The organism is Streptomyces sp. Je 1-369, assembly GCF_026810505.1.
Classification (GTDB): Bacteria; Actinomycetota; Actinomycetes; order Streptomycetales; family Streptomycetaceae; genus Streptomyces.
In genome coordinates this window covers 4635028-4650653 of the sequence record NZ_CP101750.1, presented here as the reverse complement: position 1 = coordinate 4650653, position 15626 = coordinate 4635028, and the positions used below count along the sequence as shown (strand labels likewise).

Genomic DNA, 15626 nt, shown 5'->3' with positions numbered 1-15626 from the left:
TGGCCCTGACCTATGGGGGCGACGTCATCGTCGCCCCCATCTTTCCAGACGCGGCCGTCAGTCCAGGCCGAGGTCGTCCTTCGAGTACGCGAAGAGGTAGGGCACGCCCGCGCCCTCGGTGATCTTCTCGCCCGCGCCGGTGGCCCGGTCCACGATCGTGGCGACGCCGACGACCTCGGCGCCCGCCTCGCGGACGGCTTCGACGGCGGTCAGCGGCGAGCCGCCGGTGGTGGAGGTGTCCTCGACGACCAGGACGCGGCGGCCCTTGATGTCGGGGCCCTCGACGCGGCGCTGCATGCCGTGCGCCTTGGCGGCCTTGCGGACGACGAACGCGTCCAGGCGCTTGCCGCGGGCGGCGGACGCGTGCAGCATCGCGCCTGCCACCGGGTCGGCGCCCATGGTCAGACCACCGACGGCGTCGAAGTCCAGGTCGGCGGTGAGGTCCAGGAGAACCTGGCCGACCAGCGGGGCGGCCTCGCCGTCGAGGGTGATCCGGCGGAGGTCGATGTAGTAGTCGGCCTCCAGGCCGGAGGAGAGCGTCACCTTGCCGTGCACGACGGCCTTGTCCTTGATCTGCTGCAGCAGCTCGCCGCGTACGTCAGTCATGCCTATGAGCTTAAAGGCGCTGCCAGGTCCACGTCGTCGCCGTCTCCAGGGGCTCGATGGGGGTGACCAGGCGCGGGTCGGTGTTGAGGCCGTTGGGCGGGCCCGTCTGCGGTTCAACGCAGACCGCGGCGTCCTGCTCGTCGTAGACGACGACCCACGGCTCACGGCTCTTGACGTTCACCGCGAGCCGTCCTGGCCAGGTCAGGGTCACGTCGACGCCGTCGGGCATGCCGAAGCAGTCGTCCCAGGGGCCGGGCCGTACGTCGATGCGGCGGCCGGTGGGCAGGTGGTCGTCGCCGCGCTCCTCCTGCCAGGCGGCGTCGAAGTCGATGCGGACGGGCTAGCCGCCGTCTTCCAGGACCCGGTTGAACCAGGGGTGCCAGCCGGCCTGCGCGGGGAACGAGTCGCCGTACGTCTCGACGCCCATCCGCAGCGTCAGACCGTCCTCGGTGAGCTCCACGATCTGGGTGACGCGGCCCGGGTAGGGCCAGGGGTCGGTCAGGTCGTACGTGAAGACCGCCTCGGTCTTCGACGTCCGCGCCGTGCGCCACTCGGCGTCGCGCGCGAAGCCGTGGATGGCGTGGGGCGGGGAGTTCAGCGGCATCCGGTGGACGGCGGCGCCGTCCCGGAACCGCCCGTCCGCGATCCGTCCGCACCAGGGCACCATCGGGAAGCAGCCGTACTTCTTCCCCTGGCGCAGCAGCTCGACGCCGCCGACACGCAGACTTCCGATACGGCAGCCGTTGCCCGGCTGCACCGTCACTTCCGCGTCGCCCGCGGTGAGGGTCACGTCTTCGGTACTCACAACGCCGACCCTATGACGTGAACCGTCAGCGGCGGCGGCGCAGGGCCCGGCCGACGACGATCGCCGACGCGAGGGCGAGGGCGGCGGCGGGTGCGGCCCAGCGGAGCGTGGCGTTGGCGGCGAGGGACTCGGGGGCGGGCGCGGGTGCGTACCGGCCGCGGGGCGGGGCGTGGTCGACCTCCTCCGCGCTGCGGCCGATCATGGTGCGGCGGGCGTGCGCGGCCTCGGCGGGCGGTACGCCGATCGTCTCCAGGTCCTCGAGATCCTCGATGGTCTCCAGGTCCTCGATGTCGTCGGCATCGTCCAGGACGTTGGTGTCGTCGAGGCTGATGCCGTCGTCATCGACGTCATCGACGTCGTCAACGTCATCGACATCGTCGGCGTCGCTCAGCGGGTCCAGGGACGGCGGCGGTACGTCCGTCTGGAACACGGTCACCGTGTGGGTCGCGGGCTCCTCCGGCTCCTCGGGCGCCGTGTCGGGCGGTGCCCCCGCCCCGAGTGCCTCGGCGAACCGCTCCAGGAGCCGGTGCACCGCGGATTCCACAGCCTGTGGAGAACCCTCCGTGATCCGCCCGTCGGCGCTCGCGCTCCCGCCGAACACGAGGTTCGTGCCCTCGGTGGCCGGTTCGAGCCGCACGGTCAGCGTGAACTTCACGGAGCCGGAACCGCGCACTTCCTCGCCCTCGGCCTCCAGCGCGTACGTCCCGTCCTTGCGGGCGTCGGTCCGCCCCGAGCCGCGGTAGGTGATGGAGTGCCCGTCGACACGCACTTTGAGGCGCCCGGAGAGCGGCCCCGCCGTCTCCCCCTCGCCCCCCACGTCACGCTGGAGCCCCGGCACCGCCCCGGCGACCCTCTCGGGGTCGGCCAGGACCTGCCGGAGCCGCTCTGCGGAGACCGGGACGAACACCTCATGCTCCATGGCAATTGAGCCTACCCACGTGTCCGCCACCATGTGCGACAGTTCGCCGCTCCGTGTACGTCAGTTCGCGTAACGCGGATGCATCAGGGTGGACGGCGCGAGACCCCGCTGCCGCGTCGGCTCGGCCGCGGGCGCCCCGGCACGCACCACCGCCGACCCTGCCGCCCTGCGCAGGACCGGACGGGTCCGCGAGGCCAGCACGAAGCCCCAGTCGCGGGGCGCCGTGGGCCCGCCCACCGTGCGGTCGGGCCCGGGGGCGAACCCGGACTGCCTGCCGCCCACGCGGTACGCCACGGTGCGCAGCCCCACCGCGCGCAGCGTCGCGTCGACCGTCCAGAAGACGCGGGGCCTGGTCGACAGGGGGCCCGCGTGGACGGCGAGGCGGCCGCCGTCGGCGAGGACGCGGGTGGCCAGGCCGTAGAACTCCTGGGAGTACAGCTTCGTGCTGGGTGTGATGCCGGGGTCGGGCAGGTCGGAGATCACCACGTCGTACCGCGCGCGGATGAGGCGCAGCCAGCGGAACGCGTCGGCGTGGATCACGCGGACGCGCGGGTCGCGGTAGGCGTGGTTGTTGAGCTCGCTGAGGGCGGGGTCGTGCCGCGCGAGGTCGACGACGCCCGTGTCCAGCTCGACGATGTCGACGCGGCGCACCCCCGGATGGCGCAGGACCTCGCGTGCCGCGAGACCGTCGCCGCCGCCGAGGACCAGCACGCGCGCGTGGGGCCCGCGCATCGCGGGGTCGACGAGGCCCCGGTGGTAGCGCGCCTCGTCGCGTCCACTGATGCGCAGGCGGCCGTCGAGGAAGAGGTCGAGGGAGCCGAGCCGCCCGCCGGTGAGGACGACTTCCTGGACGTCGGTCTGTACGGCGACCCGCACGTCGTTGCCGTACACGGCGCGCCGGGCGGCCCGCTCGAAGTCGTCGACGAGCACGGCGGCGGAGGCGAGCAGGGACAGGACGACGACGTTGACGGTCAGGAGCACCCAGCGGGCGCGCACGCTCAGGTCCCGCCGGAACAGGCCGAAGACGAGCGCGCCGCCCGCGATCGCGTTGACGGAGCCGGTGAACAGGGCGCCCGTGAGCTGCCCGAACAGCGGCAGGAGCAGGAACGGGAAGGCGAGCCCGCCGACCAGCGCGCCCACGTAGTCCGCGGCGAACAGGTCGGCGACCGCGCCGCCCGCGTCCTGCCTGCGGATGCGCTGGATGAGCACCATCAGGAGCGGCACCTCGGCGCCGATGAGGATGCCGATGGCGAGGGAGAACGCGACGAGCAGGTAGCGCGAGCCGCCCGCCCACAGCTCGCCCCTGCCACCGGACCACGCGAACGCCGCGTACAGCACCATGGCGCTGCACCCGCCGACCAGCGCGAGCGCCGATTCGAGGAGGCCGAACCAGGCGGACGCGTGGTGCCTGAGCCGCTTGGCGAGGAGCGATCCGATGCCCATGGCGAAGACCATCACGGAGAGCACGACGGACGCCTGGGTGACCGAGTCACCGATCAAGTACGCCGCGAGGGCGACGAGTTCCAGTTCGTAGACGAGCCCGCAGGCAGCGCAGACGAATACGCCCGCAAGGACGAGGAAGCGTCCTGTCCGGGGCGAGACCGGCAGGCGCACCGTCGACTCGATCACCCTGGAACGCTACGTCACCACATGCTCACACCGGGTCCCCCACATGAGTGTAAACAGGACTGCGCACCCCCACCCGCGTGCGCGTCGCGACGAGTTGGCCCTCCTGCGGGTACGCGTGCCACGTACGCCACATCAGGGACCCTTCGTGCCGCTGCGCGAGGAGCGCGGTGAACGCGTGCGGGCTGCCGGGGAACACGCCCGCGAGCCCGTGCGGGTGCTCGGCGACCAGGGCGAGCAACTCCTGCGCGCGGCCCGCGAACTGACCGTGCGACAGCGTCTCGACCCGCGCGGCGAATTCGTACTCCCATTCGCCGACGCGCTTCGAGACACCGAGCGGCAGCGGCGTACTGCTGCCGGGGATGCAGGCCACGGTCTCGGAGCAGCCGCCCCGCTCCTCCTCCAGGAGCACCTGGTGCGAGGCCCCGAGGAGCCTCAACTGCATTCTTGCGCCGTCCAGTTCGAGGTCGAGGGTCGCGAGCGCGGGCAGCGGCTCGCGCCCCAGGGCCCAGGCGAGATCCGCGGCGCGCGTGTCGGTATAGCCAGTCTTCAGGGTCGTGAGCATGGGTCGGCTCCGCTAACACGCAATGGAGGTGGGGCCGGCGCACCCGGAAGAGGCTCCGGGCGGTCGGTATGCCGGCTCGTGCCCACGAGAACGTCTTACGGGTTTCCAGATTGTCGCCGGTGAAACCTGCGCCGTTACGAGAAACCTGCGCCGGTCTGCGAAACCTGTACCGGACGTCCGAGGGCGGTGCTGACGTTTAAGAGGGAATCATGGTCGGCGACGCTGCCACTGCACTTTTACCCAACTTCGTGTGGTTTCCATCCCCATGAGGGCTACACAGTTCAACTGTTCAGTACAGCCACATGACACAACACAGAAGCGCCCGGCGAGGTTTGGCCGCCCCGCCGGGCGCTTGTGTGGAACCGGTGGACCAGCTGCCCCGTGTCAGCTGCCTCCGCCGCATCCGCCCCCGCCGCCCCCGCACGAGGACCCACCGCCCCCGCAGGAGGACCCGCCCCCGCACGACGAGCCGCCGCCGCACGAGGACCCGCCGCTCCCGTGACCGCTCCCCGCCCACCAGCTGCCGCCGCCCGCCGAACCGGACGCGGCCCCCGAACCGCCCCACCGCGAACGCTTCCCGCGCCGGCCGCTTCCCCCGTAAGCGACCGCCGCGATCAGGGCGAACACGAGCACCGCCACGAAGACGAAAGCCACGAACATGGCCCTCACACCCCTTCCGTTCCCCCGAAGCCGGTCCCCCGTGGGCCGTGCTCCGTGCGTGACAGGGGGATGCCCCTGTCCGCACCGGCGCAAAGCAGAGTTGAGGAACTCCAGAGGTTCGGCGCAGGATGGCGGCCATGACCTCCACTTCCGGGAGCGGGCGCCCGCTGCTCAATCGCCGCCTCGCCGAGTTCGGTACGACGATCTTCGCCGAGATGTCCGCGCTCGCGGTGTCCACGGGCGCGATCAACCTGGGCCAGGGCTTCCCGGACACCGACGGTCCCGAGGCCGTCCGTGAGGCGGCGGTACGAGCGCTGCGCGACGGCCGCGGCAACCAGTACCCGCCGGGGCCCGGCGTCCCGGAGCTCCGCACGGCGGTCGCCGAGCACCAGCTCGCCCGGTACGCGCTCTCCTACGACCCCGACCGCGAGGTCCTCGTGACGGCGGGCGCGACCGAGGCCATCGCGGCGTCGCTGCTCGCCCTCGTCGAGCCCGGCGACGAGGTCATCGCCCTTGAGCCCTACTACGACTCGTACGCCGCCTCGATCGCCCTAGCGGGCGGCACCCGCGTCCCGGTCACGCTGCGCCCCGCCGACGGCCGCTTCCGCCTCGACCTGGACGAACTGCGCGACGCGGTCACCGACCGCACCCGCCTGATCCTCCTGAACACCCCGCACAACCCGACCGGCACGGTCCTGACCCGCGCCGAGCTCACGGAGATCGCGAACCTCGCGGTCGAGCGCGACCTCCTCGTCGTCACCGACGAGGTCTACGAACACCTCGTCTTCGACGACGCCGAACACATCCCGCTCGCCACGTTCCCCGGCATGCGCGAGCGCACGGTCAGCATCGGCTCGGCGGGCAAGACGTTCTCGTTCACGGGCTGGAAGGTCGGCTGGGTCACCGCGTCGCCGGAGCTGGTCTCGGCGGTCCGCTCGGCCAAGCAGTTCCTCACGTACGTCGCCTCGGGCCCGTTCCAGTACGCCGTGGCCGAGGCGCTCGCCCTGCCCGGCTCCTACTTCGACGACCTCCGCGCGGACATGCGGGCCAAGCGGGACCTCCTGAGCGAGGGCCTGACGGCCGCGGGCTTCGACGTCTACCGCCCGGCCGGCACGTACTTCATCACGACCGACATCACCCCGCTCGGCCTCGCCGGGAACGACGGCTTCGCCTTCTGCCGCGCGCTGCCGGAGCGGGCCGGCGTCGTCGCCATCCCGAACGCGGTCTTCTACGACCACCGGGACGCGGGCGCGCCCTTCGTACGCTTCGCCTTCTGCAAGAAGACGTCCGTCCTGGAGGAGGCGGTGAGGCGCCTCAAATCGCTGGCGGGCTGATCGTGACAGGCCGAGAGCCCGGCGGAGTGGACGCTGATCCGTCCACCCCGCCGGGCTCTCACATGCGTACGGGCGGCCCTCAGGCCTCGTCGTCGCCCGGCTTCTCGTCGGTCTCGCCCTCGGCGGAGTCCACGTCGGACTCCAGGCCGAGCTGCTCGACGAGCCAGCGGTCGAACTCGATCGCGGCGCGCACCCAGCTGACGGTCGACGACACGAAGTGCTCCAGCGAGACGCCGGTGCCGATCAGCATCTGCGCCTCGCCGATGAGGCGGACCGTGCCGTCGTCGTGCGTGTGGCTGTAGACCTTCGGCCACAGCGTCCGGCGGTTCCAGTCGTCGATCGACTCGAGAAGCTGCTGCTTCTGCTCGATCTGGTGCGGCCGGTCGTAGAACGTCCGCACCGAGAAGACCTGCTGGTCGTCCTCGCCGCGGAACATGAAGTACGTGCGGAACTCCTCCCACGGCGCCGCGAGGTCACCCTCGTCGTCGACGACGTGCTTGAGCTCCATCTGGTCCAGGAGCTGCTTCACCAGGTCCTGGTCGGGGACGACGGGGCCCGCCGGTCCTGCGCCCTGCTGCGGTTCGGGCTGTCCCCCGAAATTCGGAATCGAGGACGGGTCGATGCTCACGTGCGTGGTCCCTTCGTATGGATGGGCCCATCCTGCCCCAGGATGGGGCCCCCGGGGCAAGCCCGGCCCCTCGTCTGCCGGGTTTCTGCCGTTCGCCATCTGCGGACAGACCGCGGCCGGTCGCGCCCCTGGGGGGTGCGCCCCGTCAGGGGCGCGGGGAACTGCGCGAGGACGGACCACTGCCCGCAGCCGGGCACCGGGCGCCCCCGGCAGACGGGATGCCGCTACAGCGACTTCCCCGCAGGGGACCCTGACGCGGGACCCACGACGAGCCCCTCCTCAAAACGGTCGACGCAAACCGTGTCGCCGTCCTTCACCTCACCCGCCAGAATCTCCTTGGCGAGCTGGTCGCCGATGGACGTCTGGATGAGGCGCCGCAGCGGCCGCGCCCCGTACGCCGGGTCGTTGCCCTCGTCCGCCAGCCAGGCCAGCGCCTCGGGCGTGACGTCCAGCGTGAGCCGCCGCTCGGCGAGCCGCTTCGCGAGCCGCTTGATCTGGAGCTCGGCGATGTGCGCCAGCTCGTCCTTGCTGAGCGCGGAGAAGACGACGAGGTCGTCGAGCCGGTTGAGGAACTCCGGCTTGAAGGAGGCCCGCACCACCTCCAGGACCTGCTGCTTCTTCTCCTCCTCGGAGGTGAGCGGCTCGACCAGGTACTGGCTGCCGAGGTTGGACGTAAGGATCAGGATCGTGTTGCGGAAGTCGACCGTCCGCCCCTGCCCGTCGGTGAGCCGCCCGTCGTCGAGGACCTGGAGCAGCACGTCGAAGACCTCGGGGTGCGCCTTCTCGACCTCGTCCAGCAGGACGACGCTGTACGGACGCCGCCGGACCGCCTCGGTGAGCTGGCCGCCCTCCTCGTACCCGACGTACCCGGGCGGCGCGCCCACGAGCCGGGCGACGCTGTGCTTCTCGCCGTACTCGCTCATGTCGATGCGGACCATGGCCCGCTCGTCGTCGAAGAGGAAGTCCGCGAGGGCCTTGGCCAGTTCCGTCTTGCCGACGCCGGTCGGGCCGAGGAAGAGGAAGGAGCCGGTGGGCCGGTCGGGGTCGGCGATCCCGGCGCGGGTGCGCCGCACCGCGTCGGAGACGGCCCGTACCGCCTCGCCCTGCCCGATGAGCCGCTTGCCGAGCTCGTCCTCCATGCGCAGCAGCTTCTGCGTCTCGCCCTCCAGGAGCCGCCCGGCGGGGATGCCGGTCCAGGCGCCCACCACATCGGCGATGTCGTCGGGCCCGACCTCCTCCTTCACCATGGTGTCCTTGGACTGGGCGGCGGCCTCCTCCTCGGCCTCGGAGGCGGCTTCGAGGTCGCGTTCCAGGGCGGGGATCTCGCCGTAGAGGAGCTTGCTCGCCGTGTCGAAGTCGCCGTCGCGCTGGGCGCGCTCGGCCTGGCCGCGCAGCTCGTCGAGCTTCTCCTTCAGCTCACCGACGCGGTTGAGGGACTGCTTCTCCTTCTCCCAGCGAGCGGTGAGACCGCGCAGCTCCTCCTCCTTGTCGGCGAGATCGCGCCGCAGCTTCTCCAGACGCTGCTTGCTCGCCGGATCAGTCTCCTTGCTGAGCGCCAGCTCCTCCATCTTCAGCCGGTCGACGGCGCGCTGGAGCTCGTCGATCTCGACGGGCGAGGAGTCGATCTCCATGCGGAGCCGGGACGCGGCCTCGTCGACGAGGTCGATGGCCTTGTCGGGCAGGAAGCGCGAGGTGATGTACCGGTCGGAGAGCGTGGCGGCGGCGACGAGCGCGCTGTCGGCGATCTGGACCTTGTGGTGGGCCTCGTACCGCCCCTTGAGCCCGCGGAGGATCGCGATGGAGTCCTCGACGCTCGGCTCGGCGACGAGGACCTGCTGGAAGCGGCGCTCCAGGGCGGGGTCCTTCTCGATCCGCTCGCGGTACTCGTCGAGGGTGGTCGCGCCGACCATCCGCAGCTCGCCGCGGGCGAGCATGGGCTTGAGCATGTTGCCCGCGTCCATGGCGGAGTCCCCGCCGGCACCGGCACCCACGACGGTGTGCAGCTCGTCGATGAAGGTGACGATCTGCCCGTCGCTCTCCTTGATCTCGGAGAGGACGCTCTTGAGGCGCTCCTCGAACTCGCCGCGGTACTTCGCGCCGGCGACCATCGCGCCCAGGTCGAGGGAGACGAGCCGCTTGTTCTTCAGCGACTCGGGGACGTCCCCCTTCACGATGCGCTGGGCCAGCCCTTCGACGACGGCGGTCTTGCCGACGCCGGGTTCGCCGATGAGCACGGGATTGTTCTTCGTACGCCGCGACAGCACCTGCACGACGCGCCGGATCTCCTGGTCCCGCCCGATGACGGGGTCGAGCCTGCCCTCGCGGGCCGCGGCGGTGAAATCGGTGCCGAACTTCTCCAAGGCCTTGTACTGGCCCTCGGGGTCGGGTGTCGTCACCCGGCGCCCTCCCCTGGTCTTCTCGAATGCGTCCAGCAGCTTCCTGCTACCGGCTCCGTGCTCGGTGAGTACGTCACCCGCCTTGCCGCCCTTGGCCGCGATGCCGATGAGCAGGTGCTCGGTGGAGAGGTACTCGTCCCCGAGCTCCTTGGCGCGCTTCCCGGCGTCCGTGACGACGGCCAGCAGGTCGCGGTCGGGCTGCGGCGGCGCGACGGTGGACCCCGTCACGCTGGGCAGCGCGGCGAGCACCCGCTCGGTGTCCGCGCGGACGGCTGCCTGGTCGGCGTCGACCGCGGCGAGCAGGTCGACGATGTTCGCGCTCGCCTGTCCTCCTTCGCCCTCCAGCAGCGCGAGCAGCAGATGCGCGGGGGTCAGGTCGGGGTGACCGTCCTTGACCGCACGGCTGGTGGCCGCGTTGATCGCGTCCCGGCTCCTGTTGGTCAGCTCGGCGTCCACGTGCGTCTCTCCTCCTTACGGGGTCCGGCTTCGGGACCCGGAGCTGTCCGGGTCCTCACTTTCCTGACTTCCTGCCTTACCCAACGTACACAAAGTTGAGTCTATTCCACTCAAGGAAGGACGGGAAAGTCCGGGCGGCTAAGTTCCGTACCCATGGCACCCACGACCCCGCCCACCTCCGCCCCCGCCTCCTCCAGCCGTCGCATCGACCTCTCCGCCCCTCCCGAGCCCTACCTCACCTTCTGGCAGGAACGGCGCGTCTGCACGCTGACGACCCTGCGCCCGGACGGCACGCCGCACGTGGTGCCGGTCGGCGTGACGTACGACCCGGAGGCGAAGGTCGCCCGGGTCCTCGCCCGGAAGACGAGCCGCAAGGTCGCGCACGTCCTGGCGGCGGCGGGCACGGAGGGCCCCGGCGCGCGGGTGGCGGTCTGCCAGTTCGAGGGCAGGCGCTGGGCGACGCTGGAGGGGCTCGCGGAGATCCGTACGGATCCGGCGGGGATAGCGGAAGCGGAACGCCGCTACGAGGAGCGCTACGGGCGGCGCCCGTCCCCGAACCCGGACCGGGTCCTGATCGAGATCAGCCTGACGAAGGCGCTGGGCAAGGTCTGAGTACCCGGGTCCGGCCCCGCGACACACCACAGCGGCGCCACCGTGTTCAGGTCCACGGTGGCGCCGCTGCTGGGGGAAGTGCCTGCGCGATTTACAACGACGGGGGAATCGCGTCAGGCACTGCGGGGGGTGGCTGTGATGTTGTCCGGGACGCCCACGGCGTCCGGGCCCTGCTGTTCCTGCTGCCCGACCAGCTGGTGGTCGCGCCGGTCGAGATTGACGAAGACCATCCCGTACCGAATGGCACACCGCACGGGCTGCGGCGCGCCGCGGGGCCGCCGCAGGCACCGGTACGCCCGAATCTCCTCCTCGTCGTCACGCGTGACGACGATCGGTTCACCGAGCAAGGTCACCATCAACGAATCGCCGCGGTGGGGGATCGCGGTCACAAGGTCGATGAAGTGCCACCCGGATCGATAGGCGGTGGCCATTTCACGACGGAAAGTGCGGTCGTCGGGAGGGGTGCTCATGCCGCGCCTCCCTTAGGAACGGACGACCAGATGACATCGCCTTTACCGGCGGACGCCCATACGACGTCTCCCTTTGCGGAGGAGCCCCAGATGACATCCTGGGTCGTCACACCCGACTCCGACGCATGCGTTGCAGCGGCATCGGCGTCCGAGAGCGCGTCGAGACCACTGAAGGCACCGGCAGCCAACCCAACGGAGAAGGCACAGACAAGTACCGAGCGAAGCATTCCCTTGCGCATAGCGGGCTTCGTCCTCACTTCCATAGCGACTCTCCCCCGGCCTTCAATGACGATGGCTCATTCAGCCATGCGAACACCACAGGACCGATGCATCATGTTCCTGCACGTTCAGGACCCTGGGGGGTGGAGCTATGACAACAAACAGCCCAATTAGGGCACATCCACACGCCATGGCCGAACTATGCGATGAGGGAAAGCGGCTCTACGCCACGGCGCTGCGCACCGGACGCATCCGGCGGGCGGAAGCGGAAGCCGCCCCCTGCCTCATGGAGTTCGCTCTCGTCGACCCCGATCCGGACGACGCCGAGTGGCTCCGCCCCGTTCCGCCGACGTCCGCTCTCGCACAGCGGCTTCGGCCCATCGAGCGGGAGATCCAGGAGCGGAGGACCCTCGCGAACGAACTCTCCGTCACTTTCGAGCCATTCATGGCCATCAGCGCCCAGGACCGGCCGGCCGTTCATTCGATCACCGTCCTGGAGGGCGCGGGGCGCATCAACGCGGCCATACAAGTGGCGATAGCCGAGTGCCAGTCGGAGGTCATCACGGTGCAGCCCGGCGGGGGCCGCAGCGAGGAGATCGTCACCGAAGCCGTGAAGCAGAGCCAGCGCATCCTCGACCGTGGCATCAGCATGAGGACGCTCTACCAGCACACCGCGCGGCACAGCCAGGCCACCATCGCCTACGCCGAGCACATGCGGCAAGGGAAAGTCGAGGTGCGCACCCTGGAGGAGCTCATCGAGCGGTTGATGATCTTCGACAGAACCGTGGCCTTCATCCCGGCCCGCGAAGACCGCCAGGCAGCCCTCGAGCTCCGCCACCCGGGGCTCGTCCAGTACCTGGTCAACGTCTTCGAGCAACTCTGGCAGCGCGCGGCGCCCTTGCTCGACGAGGCACCGTACGCTCCCTCGACCGACGGCATCACGGGAGTCCAGCGCTCCATCGCCAAACTCCTCGTGGAGGGCCACGTCGACGAGGCGATCGCCCGGCGCCTCGGGATGAACGTCCGTACCTGCCGCGCCCACATCGCCAAGATCGCCGCCGCCCTCGGCAGCGGCAGCCGCGCCCAACTCGGATACCTCATCGCCCAGTCCGGAATCCTCGACCAGGACCGCGGCGCATAGACTCACCGGCCCTTCAACCAACTCGCAGGAAGGGCAGCGTGCCCGTGGAGCACATACCGCACGGAGTGGAGAACCTCTGCGAGCCGGGAGCGGCCGTGTACGCCCGCGCCCTGCGCGAAGGAGGCGTCCGCGGCAGCGACGCCGACGCCGCGCCCTGCCTCATCGACTTCGGCCTGCTCCACCCCGGCCCGGACGACATGCGGTGGCTGCACCCGACCGCACCCGCCGTGGCCCTGCCCCGGCTCCTGCGCACCATCGAGAACCGCGTCGCCCAGCACCGCCGCCACGGGGAGAACCTCGCCGCGGTGTTCGAGTCCTTCCTGGGACCCGACGGTGTCTCGTCCCCCGACGGGGAGACCTCCGCCATCAGCGTCCTCCAGGGCCTCCCCCGGATCGAGGGCGCCATCGAGCAGGCCATCGCCGGGGCCTGCGACGAGGTGCTCGTCATCCAGCCGGGCGGGGTCCGCCCGCCCGAGACACAGGCGCGGATCGGCGACCGCGAGCAGGAGATCCTGTCCCGCGGCGCCCGGCTGCGGACGCTGCGCGTGCACACGACCCGCGACTGCCTTCCCGAACTCGCCCACTACGAAAAGCTGGCAGGCGACATCGAGGCCCGCACCCTCGACGAGGTGACCGAGAGTCTCTTCGTCTTCGACCGGACCGTGGCGTTCATCCCGGCCAGCAAGGACGACGGCATCGCCCTCGAACTGCGCCACCCCGCGCTCGTCGAGTACTTCGCCACCACCTTCTGGCGCCTGTGGCGGCTGGCCACCCCCATGTGGCCGCAGGCCGCGCCCCCACCGGTCGACAGCGACATCACCGCCCGGCAGCACGCCATCGCGGGCCTCCTCGTCGAAGGCCTCACGGACGCCGAGATCGCCGACCGCCTCGGCATGAACATCCGCACCGCACGCGTCCACATCGCCAAACTCGCCGCCACCCTCGGCAGCAACAGCCGCGCCCAACTCGGCTACCTCATCGGCCAGTCCGGAATCCTCGACCAGGGGCGGTGACGCCCCGTCCAGAAGCAGTCACTTCACCTACGGGATCCGGCCCGGCCACTCTCAGCCTGCATAGAATCGCGACGCTTCAACCAGGCAGGAGGGGGCTCGCATGGCCACGAAGCACTTACCGCACACCGTCGAAGAACTCTGCGAGACAGGCCTGTCCGTCTACGCCCGCGCCCTGCGCGAAGGCCGGATACACCACAACGCCGCCGAACCCGCTCCCTGCCTCCTCGACCTGGGCCTCCTCCAGCCGGGCCGCGACGACCCGCAATGGCTGCACCCCACCGCATCCGCCCTCGCCCTGCCCCGTCTGCTCCGGTCCATGGAGGACCGCGACAAGCCGCCACGCCGCCGTGAGCTGCGGCTCAGCGCCGCCTTCGAGCCGTTCGCCTCCCTCGACCTGCGCATCGGATCCGCCGCGGGCACCCCGTCCATCACCGTCCTGGACGGTGTCGCCCGCATCAACTCGGCGATCGACCGCGCCATGAACGAGGCCACCGAGGAGTTCCTCGCCGTCCAGCCCGGCGGCACCCGGCCGCCCGAGACACTGGCCGAAGTCTTCCCCCGGGACCAGGCGATCCTGACCCGCGGATGCCGCATGCGGACCCTTTACCAGCACACAACGCGCCATTCTCTGCCCGTGCTCGCGTACTTCGAACAGCTCGACGGCGACACCGAGGCCCGCACCCTCGACGAGGTCACCGAGCGCCTTTTCGTCTTCGACCGGACCGTGGCGTTCATCCCCGCGAGCAAGGACCGCAGCATCGCCCTCGAACTCCGCCATCCGGCCCTCGTCGAGTACTTCGCCACCACCTTCTGGCGCCTGTGGCGGCTGGCCACCCCCATGTGGCCGCAGGCCGCGCCGCAGCCCGCGGAGAACGGCATCACCACCCGCCAGCACGCCATCGCGGGCCTCCTCGTCGAAGGCCTCACGGACGCCGAGATCGCCGACCGCCTCGGCATGAACATCCGCACCGCACGCGTCCACATCGCCAAACTCGCCGCCACCCTCGGCAGCAACAGCCGCGCCCAACTCGGCTACCTCATCGGCCGGTCGGGCATCCTCGAACGCCCCTGAGCGGCCCGTTCCCCTAGTCTCCGGCCCACTCCCGCAACAACGCCTCCCGCTCCCCCGCCCGAGGCGAGCCGCCCTCGTGCCGTCGTCCCCAGTCCGACATCGCGGCCAGGGTGGTGAGGAGCGAGCCCGCGCCCTCCGTGAGGCGGGACAGAACGGTGCGGGATAGGTCGTACTCCGTCCGGGAGTAGCCGACCGCTGCCGCCGTGTACGCCGTCAGTTCCGTCTCCGTGCCCGCCGCGTCCGTGACGCGGACCGTCATCGTCGGGGCCTCGTCGTTGCCGCCGAGGCCCACCGTGAGCACCATGTCGACGGCCACGCCCACGTGCCGCTTCAAGGTCTTGACCGGGACGTGGTCGATGGTCAGCGCGTGCACGTCCTCCCAGGGCCACATGCCGGTCTGCCTGTCGCCGAGGGCCAGCACGCCCTCCGTGGTCAGGCGCACCCCCGGGGCGAGCCCGGCCGGCTTCGCGCCCACGTACACATCGCCCTCGGCGATCCAGAACAGCCCCACCATGGCCATGACCGGCTCCACTCCCCGTAGCCCAAAACGTAACCCCGCAAACAGCGATACAGGGCCGGGAGGTTGTCACCTCCCGGCCCTGTATCAGGGTACGGAACCAGCGTGCGGAGCCAGTGTGCGGAACCTACTGCTCCGTTGATCTCTTCGGCCGCCACACCACGAGCGCACTCGCCTGCTGCACGTCCTGGTACGGGACCAGGTCGCGGCGGTACGACGCGTGCACCGCCGCCTCGCGCTGCTGCATGGCCGCCGCGGCGCCCTCCACGGCGGTGGAGAGCTCGGCGACGCGCGCCTGCAACGCGGTGACCTGGTTCTCCAGCTCGATGATGCGTTTGATGCCCGCGAGGTTGATGCCCTCCTCCTGCGACAACTGCTGCACGGTGCGCAGCAGTTCGATGTCGCGGGCGGAGTAGCGTCGGCCGCGGCCCGCGGTGCGGTCCGGGGAGACCAGGCCGAGGCGGTCGTACTGCCGCAGGGTCTGCGGATGGAGACCGCTCAGCTGGGCCGCCACCGAGATGACGTACACCGGCGTCTCGTCGGTCAGCTGGTACGGATTACGACGACGGCCGACCCTGTCCATGGGG

The 15626-nt window shown here is 70.8% G+C and carries 14 protein-coding genes and 1 pseudogene; 5 read left to right on the top strand and 10 right to left on the bottom strand.

Annotation, left to right across the window (positions count from 1 at the left end):
* Positions 1-57 precede the first annotated feature (57 nt).
* The 5 genes and pseudogenes from pyrE to NOO62_RS21210 all read right to left on the bottom strand — a co-directional run bounded on the left by pyrE (position 58) and on the right by NOO62_RS21210 (position 4521).
* The gene (gene pyrE / locus NOO62_RS21230) at positions 58-606 is read right to left on the bottom strand and encodes an orotate phosphoribosyltransferase (protein WP_062774598.1); all 549 of its coding nucleotides are present in this window, start codon (positions 604-606) and stop codon (positions 58-60) included.
* 10 nt (positions 607-616) lie between these two features.
* A pseudogene (locus tag NOO62_RS21225) lies at positions 617-1411 on the bottom strand (aldose 1-epimerase).
* A 25-nt stretch (positions 1412-1436) separates the two neighbouring features.
* Positions 1437-2330, bottom strand: a complete 894-nt coding sequence (locus NOO62_RS21220; RefSeq protein ID WP_268772470.1) for an SRPBCC family protein — start codon at positions 2328-2330, stop codon at positions 1437-1439.
* A gap of 60 nt (positions 2331-2390) precedes the next feature.
* A complete protein-coding gene (locus NOO62_RS21215; protein WP_268772469.1) occupies positions 2391-3959 on the bottom strand; it encodes a polyamine aminopropyltransferase in 1569 nt (522 codons plus the stop codon).
* A gap of 25 nt (positions 3960-3984) precedes the next feature.
* The gene (locus NOO62_RS21210; protein ID WP_268772468.1) at positions 3985-4521 is read right to left on the bottom strand and encodes a DUF2617 family protein; all 537 of its coding nucleotides are present in this window, start codon (positions 4519-4521) and stop codon (positions 3985-3987) included.
* A gap of 788 nt (positions 4522-5309) precedes the next feature.
* Between NOO62_RS21210 and NOO62_RS21205 the strand changes: the two genes are divergently transcribed.
* A complete protein-coding gene (locus tag NOO62_RS21205; RefSeq protein ID WP_268772467.1) occupies positions 5310-6515 on the top strand; it encodes a pyridoxal phosphate-dependent aminotransferase in 1206 nt (401 codons plus the stop codon).
* Positions 6516-6594: 79 nt separating this feature from the next.
* Here the strand turns inward: NOO62_RS21205 and NOO62_RS21200 are convergent, their stop codons facing one another.
* Entirely contained in the window at positions 6595-7143 is a 549-nt protein-coding gene (locus tag NOO62_RS21200) for a YbjN domain-containing protein (protein WP_268772466.1), read from the bottom strand.
* Positions 7144-7367: 224 nt separating this feature from the next.
* Entirely contained in the window at positions 7368-9995 is a 2628-nt protein-coding gene (clpB, locus tag NOO62_RS21195; RefSeq protein WP_268772465.1) for an ATP-dependent chaperone ClpB, read from the bottom strand.
* 153 nt (positions 9996-10148) lie between these two features.
* Between clpB and NOO62_RS21190 the strand changes: the two genes are divergently transcribed.
* Positions 10149-10607, top strand: coding sequence for a pyridoxamine 5'-phosphate oxidase family protein (locus tag NOO62_RS21190; RefSeq protein WP_268772464.1), 459 nt, complete (start codon positions 10149-10151; stop codon positions 10605-10607).
* Positions 10608-10720: 113 nt separating this feature from the next.
* On the opposite strand, the gene NOO62_RS21185 is transcribed toward NOO62_RS21190, so the two are convergent.
* Positions 10721-11077: a hypothetical protein gene (locus NOO62_RS21185; protein ID WP_268772463.1), complete on the bottom strand. Its 357-nt coding sequence runs from the start codon at positions 11075-11077 to the stop codon at positions 10721-10723.
* A gap of 370 nt (positions 11078-11447) precedes the next feature.
* Between NOO62_RS21185 and NOO62_RS21180 the strand changes: the two genes are divergently transcribed.
* The 3 genes from NOO62_RS21180 (at position 11448) to NOO62_RS21170 (ending at position 14522) form a co-directional block, all read left to right on the top strand.
* Complete coding sequence (locus NOO62_RS21180; protein WP_398978138.1) at positions 11448-12437, top strand: helix-turn-helix transcriptional regulator; 990 nt, start codon at positions 11448-11450, stop codon at positions 12435-12437.
* Between the two features lie 38 nt (positions 12438-12475).
* Positions 12476-13450: a helix-turn-helix transcriptional regulator gene (locus NOO62_RS21175; RefSeq protein WP_268772461.1), complete on the top strand. Its 975-nt coding sequence runs from the start codon at positions 12476-12478 to the stop codon at positions 13448-13450.
* A gap of 100 nt (positions 13451-13550) precedes the next feature.
* Entirely contained in the window at positions 13551-14522 is a 972-nt protein-coding gene (locus NOO62_RS21170) for a helix-turn-helix transcriptional regulator (protein ID WP_268772460.1), read from the top strand.
* A 13-nt stretch (positions 14523-14535) separates the two neighbouring features.
* Here NOO62_RS21170 and NOO62_RS21165 read toward each other — a convergent pair whose 3' ends face one another.
* Together NOO62_RS21165 and NOO62_RS21160 are read right to left on the bottom strand one after the other, a co-directional pair.
* Positions 14536-15042 (bottom strand): hypothetical protein, encoded by a 507-nt coding sequence (locus tag NOO62_RS21165; protein ID WP_268772459.1) that lies wholly within the window; start codon positions 15040-15042, stop codon positions 14536-14538.
* Between the two features lie 124 nt (positions 15043-15166).
* The gene (locus tag NOO62_RS21160; protein ID WP_268772458.1) at positions 15167-15622 is read right to left on the bottom strand and encodes a heat shock protein transcriptional repressor HspR; all 456 of its coding nucleotides are present in this window, start codon (positions 15620-15622) and stop codon (positions 15167-15169) included.
* Between the last annotated feature and the right edge of the window lie 4 nt (positions 15623-15626).

Bases quoted from the DNA above. Each gene is read 5' to 3' on its own strand.
- pyrE (WP_062774598.1), bottom strand. From the start codon at position 606: ATGACTGACGTACGCGGCGAGCTGCTGCAGCAGATCAAGGACAAGGCC.
- NOO62_RS21220 (WP_268772470.1), bottom strand. From the start codon at position 2,330: ATGGAGCATGAGGTGTTCGTCCCGGTCTCCGCAGAGCGGCTCCGGCAG.
- NOO62_RS21210 (WP_268772468.1), bottom strand. From the start codon at position 4,521: ATGCTCACGACCCTGAAGACTGGCTATACCGACACGCGCGCCGCGGAT.
- NOO62_RS21205 (WP_268772467.1), top strand. From the start codon at position 5,310: ATGGCGGCCATGACCTCCACTTCCGGGAGCGGGCGCCCGCTGCTCAAT.
- NOO62_RS21190 (WP_268772464.1), top strand. From the start codon at position 10,149: ATGGCACCCACGACCCCGCCCACCTCCGCCCCCGCCTCCTCCAGCCGT.
- NOO62_RS21185 (WP_268772463.1), bottom strand. From the start codon at position 11,077: ATGAGCACCCCTCCCGACGACCGCACTTTCCGTCGTGAAATGGCCACC.
- NOO62_RS21180 (WP_398978138.1), top strand. From the start codon at position 11,448: ATGACAACAAACAGCCCAATTAGGGCACATCCACACGCCATGGCCGAA.
- NOO62_RS21170 (WP_268772460.1), top strand. From the start codon at position 13,551: ATGGCCACGAAGCACTTACCGCACACCGTCGAAGAACTCTGCGAGACA.
- NOO62_RS21165 (WP_268772459.1), bottom strand. From the start codon at position 15,042: ATGGCCATGGTGGGGCTGTTCTGGATCGCCGAGGGCGATGTGTACGTG.
- NOO62_RS21160 (WP_268772458.1), bottom strand. From the start codon at position 15,622: ATGGACAGGGTCGGCCGTCGTCGTAATCCGTACCAGCTGACCGACGAG.